Annotated in this window: 6 protein-coding genes and 1 pseudogene; 4 read left to right on the top strand and 3 right to left on the bottom strand. The window is 70.8% G+C overall.

The annotated features are described in order from the left end of the window. Positions 1–210, bottom strand: a pseudogene (locus tag G6018_RS11235) (histidine kinase); the annotation flags it as partial. Between the two features lie 63 nt (positions 211–273). On the opposite strand from G6018_RS11235, the gene G6018_RS11230 reads away from it, so the two are divergent. Next, positions 274–1,086: a hotdog fold thioesterase gene (locus G6018_RS11230; protein ID WP_182639630.1), complete on the top strand. Its 813-nt coding sequence runs from the start codon at positions 274–276 to the stop codon at positions 1,084–1,086. 65 nt (positions 1,087–1,151) lie between these two features. After that, positions 1,152–1,718, top strand: coding sequence for an NAD(P)H-dependent oxidoreductase (locus tag G6018_RS11225; protein ID WP_182639629.1), 567 nt, complete (start codon positions 1,152–1,154; stop codon positions 1,716–1,718). Between the two features lie 87 nt (positions 1,719–1,805). Here G6018_RS11225 and tpx read toward each other — a convergent pair whose 3' ends face one another. Further along, positions 1,806–2,303, bottom strand: coding sequence for a thiol peroxidase (tpx, locus tag G6018_RS11220; protein WP_182639628.1), 498 nt, complete (start codon positions 2,301–2,303; stop codon positions 1,806–1,808). Beyond that, positions 2,192–2,980: a DNA-3-methyladenine glycosylase gene (locus tag G6018_RS11215; protein ID WP_182639627.1), complete on the bottom strand. Its 789-nt coding sequence runs from the start codon at positions 2,978–2,980 to the stop codon at positions 2,192–2,194. The genes tpx and G6018_RS11215 overlap by 112 nt, the downstream gene beginning before the upstream one ends. A gap of 125 nt (positions 2,981–3,105) precedes the next feature. Between G6018_RS11215 and G6018_RS11210 the strand changes: the two genes are divergently transcribed. Continuing rightward, positions 3,106–3,738 carry an ElyC/SanA/YdcF family protein gene (locus tag G6018_RS11210; RefSeq protein WP_182639626.1) on the top strand — a complete coding sequence of 211 codons (633 nt, stop codon included), beginning with the start codon at positions 3,106–3,108 and terminating at the stop codon, positions 3,736–3,738. 105 nt (positions 3,739–3,843) lie between these two features. Then, a partial coding sequence (locus tag G6018_RS11205; protein WP_187701050.1) for a pirin family protein occupies positions 3,844–4,578 on the top strand: 735 nt, incomplete at its 3' end.

Genomic DNA, 4,578 nt, shown 5'->3' with positions numbered 1-4,578 from the left:
GACCGCCCGACCCCGGTCCACCGTGTCGATCGCGCTGTGCGCGGCGGTGCGCAGCAGCAGCCACGCGCCCCCCGCCGCGGCGGCCAGCACCAGGATGACGATCGCGGTGGCGATCACGGTGGTGGCCGTGCGGATCGGCCAGCGTCGGGGCGTCGCGAGAACCTCGCTGCTCAGGGGTGCTGTCCGGGGGGGCTCTGCTCGTGGGGGCACGGCTCCATTGTGCGGCCACGTGGGCCCGACGGGCAGGACTGGAACACGTGTTAGCGTCGCTAGATGAGGGAATCGACGCACCACGGCCCGGAACCCCGGCTCGGACTGACCTTCAGCCAGAACGGGGACGGCACCGTGAGCTGGCACCAGCCGGTCGCCGACCAGTTCGTGGACCCGTCCGGGCGCTTCGCCACGGGGGCCCTGGCGGTGTTGGTCGACTCCGGTCTCGGGGCCGAGAACCACCGCCGTCGTCCCGAGGGGATGTGGACCGTCACCACCGAACTCCGCCTGGATCTGCTGGCGCGCCCCCGTGAGGGGTCGACCGGACTGGGCGTGCGCACGGACCACCTGGGCGACGACGGCCACTGCCTCACCACGCGGGGCGACGTCCTCGATGACGACGGCGAGGTGGTCGCCGCGGGGCTGGTGAAGTCGATGGAGATCGCGGGGGTCGTGGACCCGGATGACTACGACGACGAGCCGCCGTGGCCCTCCGCGTTGGCGCCGGGAACGCTGGCCGAGGTGTTGTGCCTGACGGTGGACCACCACGATGACGGCCCGGGGGACACCCGCGCGGTGGAGGCCGTGATCGCCCCCGAACCGGCGCTCGCCAACCCGCTGGGGAACCTGCACGGCGGGGTCTTCGCGGCCGTCGCGGAGGTGGCCGGCGCCGCGGTGTTCCCGCACGAGCGAGACGTCAGTTCGTCCTCGCTCGACGTGAGGTACGTGCGGCAGATCCCGCTCGTCGGCCCGGTCACGGTGCGCGCCGAGGCGCTCCACGACGGTCGGAGCTGGGGGATCGCGCAGGCGGTCACGCGGGACGCCCGCGGCCGGGTGTGTGCGGTGGCGTCGGTCACTGTCTACGGCAGGCGGTAGATTGTTGCCGTGTCACTCAAGTACGGTCGAGGTGTCCACGACATCGATCGACGGAGGAGACGCGAGTGAAGATCGGCATCATCCTGGGCAGTGTCCGTGACGAGCGGGGCGGCGCGGCCGTGGCCGACTGGGTCACCGCGGAGGCGTCATCGCGGGAGCTCGCCACCTACGACCTGGTCGACCTCAAGTCCTTCGACGTCCCGCTCCTCACCTCGGCCACCGTGCCGGGTGCCGCGAACAAGCAGTACGACGACGAGCGGGTCACCCGGTGGAGTGAGGCGATCGACTCCTACGACGCCTTCATCTTCGTGACCCCCGAGTACAACCACGGCGTTCCCGGCGCTCTGAAGAACGCCTTCGACTCCCTCGGTGACGAGTGGGCGGACAAGCCGGTCGCCTTTGTCTCCTACGGCGCCGAGGGCGGGGTACGGGCCGTGGAGCAGTGGCGCCAGATCGTCGCGAACTTCCGGATGTTCGGCGTCCGGCAGCAGGTGTCGCTGAGCCTGTTCACCGAGTTCGGCCCGGAGGGTCTCCAGCCGAACGACCGGCGCGCGGGGGAGATCTCCACCCTCTTCGACCAGCTCGAGGACGCGGTCCGTCGGTTCGCGCCGATCCCCGCGGGCAGCGCGTAGATCTTCCCGCTACACCCGGCTCGCGGCCCGGGTGAACGACCGCCGGCCCGCCTCCACACGGAGGCGGGCCGGCGGTCGTGAGTGTGATCAGTTGAGAGCGGCGAGCGCGGAGTCGTAGTCCGGCTCGGTGGTGATCTCGTCGACGAGCTGGGTGTAGACGACCTTGCCCTCGGCGTCGAGAACGATGACCGAGCGGGCGCACAGGCCGGCCAGGGGGCCGTCGGCCATCGTGACGCCGTACGTCGAGGCGAAATCGCTGCGGAAGGTGGAACCGGCGGAGGCGTTCTCGATGCCCTCGTCGGCGGCGAAACGCTTGAGCGCGAAGGGGAGATCGGCCGAGACGTTGACGACCGCGGTGTTGTCCAGGCCGGTGGCCTTCTCGTTGAAGGTGCGGACGGACTGGGCGCAGACGCCCGTGTCGACGCTCGGGAAGATGTTGAGCACGACGTTCTTGCCCGCCAGCGACTCGGAGGTCACGGCTGACAGGTCGGTGCCGACCAGCTCGAACGCCGGGGCGGTGGTGCCGACGGCGGGGAGCTCGCCGGACGTGGTGACGGGATTTCCCTTGAATGCGGTGGTTGCCATGTGTCCGTTCTACCGGACGGGGGCGGCGTGGGCACCGCCTGCCCGGTCTGGTCGACCGCCCGCCACAGGTACCAGGAGGCGACCGAACGGTACGGGGCCCAGCTCTCGGCACGGGTGAGCATCTGCGTGGCGGTGGGCGCCTCGTCGAGCCCCGTGACCCGCTCGAATCCGCGGCGCACCCCGACATCGGCGACGGGGAACACGTCGGGTCTGTCCAACAGGAAGATCAGCACCATCTCGACGGTCCATCGGCCCACCCCGCGGACGGTGGTCAGGGAGGCGACCACCTCGTCGTCGTCGAGTTCCTCCAGCTCCGCCATCGTGGGGATCCGTCCGGTCCCCACGGCGTCGGTCAGGTCCCGGAGCGCGGCGATCTTGGGGCGGGAGACGCCGCAGGCGCGGATCTCGTCGTCGGAGAGGGCGGCCAGGAGGACGGGATCGAGATGGCGGGGCCCCGCGGCCCGCTCCCGGAGTCGGCCGGCGATCGTCGCGGCCGCCTTCACCGACAGTTGCTGGGACAGGATCGAGGAGGCCAGGCGATCGAACAGGGTGTTCGGTCCGGCGGCCGGGGCGGGCGTGAGGGTGCACGGACCGACGTACTCGATGTGGCGTCCGAGCTCGGGGTCCGCTCGGGAGAGGTATCGGACTGCGGCCGACTTGTCATATCCTGCGGGCATGTGAGCAGGCTACCCGGCGATTTTCTGGCCCATTCTGCCTCACGGGTAACAGCGGTACCGTGGCTACCGATAACTATCGGGTCACGAAATGAGTCACACACTTTTCTCGGGGGAGGAACGCCATCGTGCGTAGGACACACATCCGTCTCGCAGCGGTCGCGGCCACGGCGGCGCTCGCGCTGGGGGCCGGTGCAGGGACCGCATCCGCGGGTTCGGCGGAGCTCCCGTCGGGCACCGCGCTCTACAACGGGCTGACCATGGTGGGCTGCCAGTACGTCGACCAGTCGATGCTGCAGATGTGCGGCGGCCTGGACGCGCTCACGAGCGACGACCCGGCGGTGCTCACGGTCAATCCGTTCACCACCGACATCGTGATCCTGGGCGCGGGCCTCTATCCCGACGGGGGGATCCGGCCGGTGCTCGAGGAGCGGCTGAGGACAGGCTTCCGGCTCGCGCGGGAGTACCCCACCGCCCGCATCATCGTGACCGGTGGAGTCCCGCAGAACGGCCGCACGGAGGCCCGCGCGATGGGCGACTGGCTCCGCGGCGCCGGGATCGCACCGTGGCGGATCACCGAGGAGGGCAACTCCAACTCGACGGTCCAGAACGCCCGGTTCACCGACCAGATCTTCCGCGAGCGCGGGACCACCGGCGCGGTCGTGGTCTCCACGGGCGACCACGTCCAGCGTGCGGTGCTCAACTTCCGCCAGGCGGTCGGCGGCCGGATTCCGGTGACCGGAGTGGTGGCCCGGGGCTGACCCGGGTCTGGCCCGGGGCTGACCCGGGCTCGGCCGCGGGAGGGAACAAACCGCCAGGGCCCGGAGTTGTATGACGCGACAGCAAGTACCGTCCCGTCAGAGGAGATGCCAGTGTCCGCCATCCGTCAGGTAGTCCCGCTCGGCGCGCAGTGGCCCGGTGTCGACCCGTTCCTGTTCGCGGTCCACCACCGCGACGAGTTCCCCGCGGCCGAGGGGGAGACCATGCGTCCCGCGGCCTCCCTGGAGGGCCGGTCCATCGGAGGCGACTTCTCCGGCAAGGACGGCTGGTCGATGTACCACGGCTCAGAGGTGCCCGGCTTCCCCCAGCACCCACACCGCGGCTTCGAGACCGTCACCGTGGTGCTCGACGGCGTGGTGGACCACTCCGACTCGCTGGGCGCCGCCGCCCGCTTCGGGCACGGTGACACACAGTGGCTCACCGCCGGTGCGGGGATCTCGCACTCGGAGATGTTCCCCCTGCTGGATCCCGACGCGACCAACACCATGGAGCTGTTCCAGATCTGGCTCAACCTCGCCCCCGAGGACAAGTCCGCCGAGCCGTACTTCGACATGTTCTGGTCCGAGGACACCCCGGTCGTCGTCCGCGGTGAGGAGGGGGCCGCCGCGCGCGTCCGGGTGATCGCCGGGGAGATCGACGGGATCCGGGCACTCGACCCGCCACCGCACTCCTGGGCCGCGCGCCCGGACAGCCACCTCGCCATCTGGATCGTCACCCTCGACCCCGGGGTCAGCACCGAGCTCCCGGCGTTCGACCCGTCCGCCTCCCGGGTCCTGTACAACTACGGCGGCGAGCTGACCGCCGACGGGCAGCGGCTCGGC

The organism is Dietzia sp. DQ11-44 (genome assembly GCF_014145205.1).
GTDB lineage: Bacteria > Actinomycetota > Actinomycetes > Mycobacteriales > Mycobacteriaceae > Dietzia > Dietzia natronolimnaea.
This window is presented reverse-complemented; position numbering and strand designations above follow the sequence as displayed.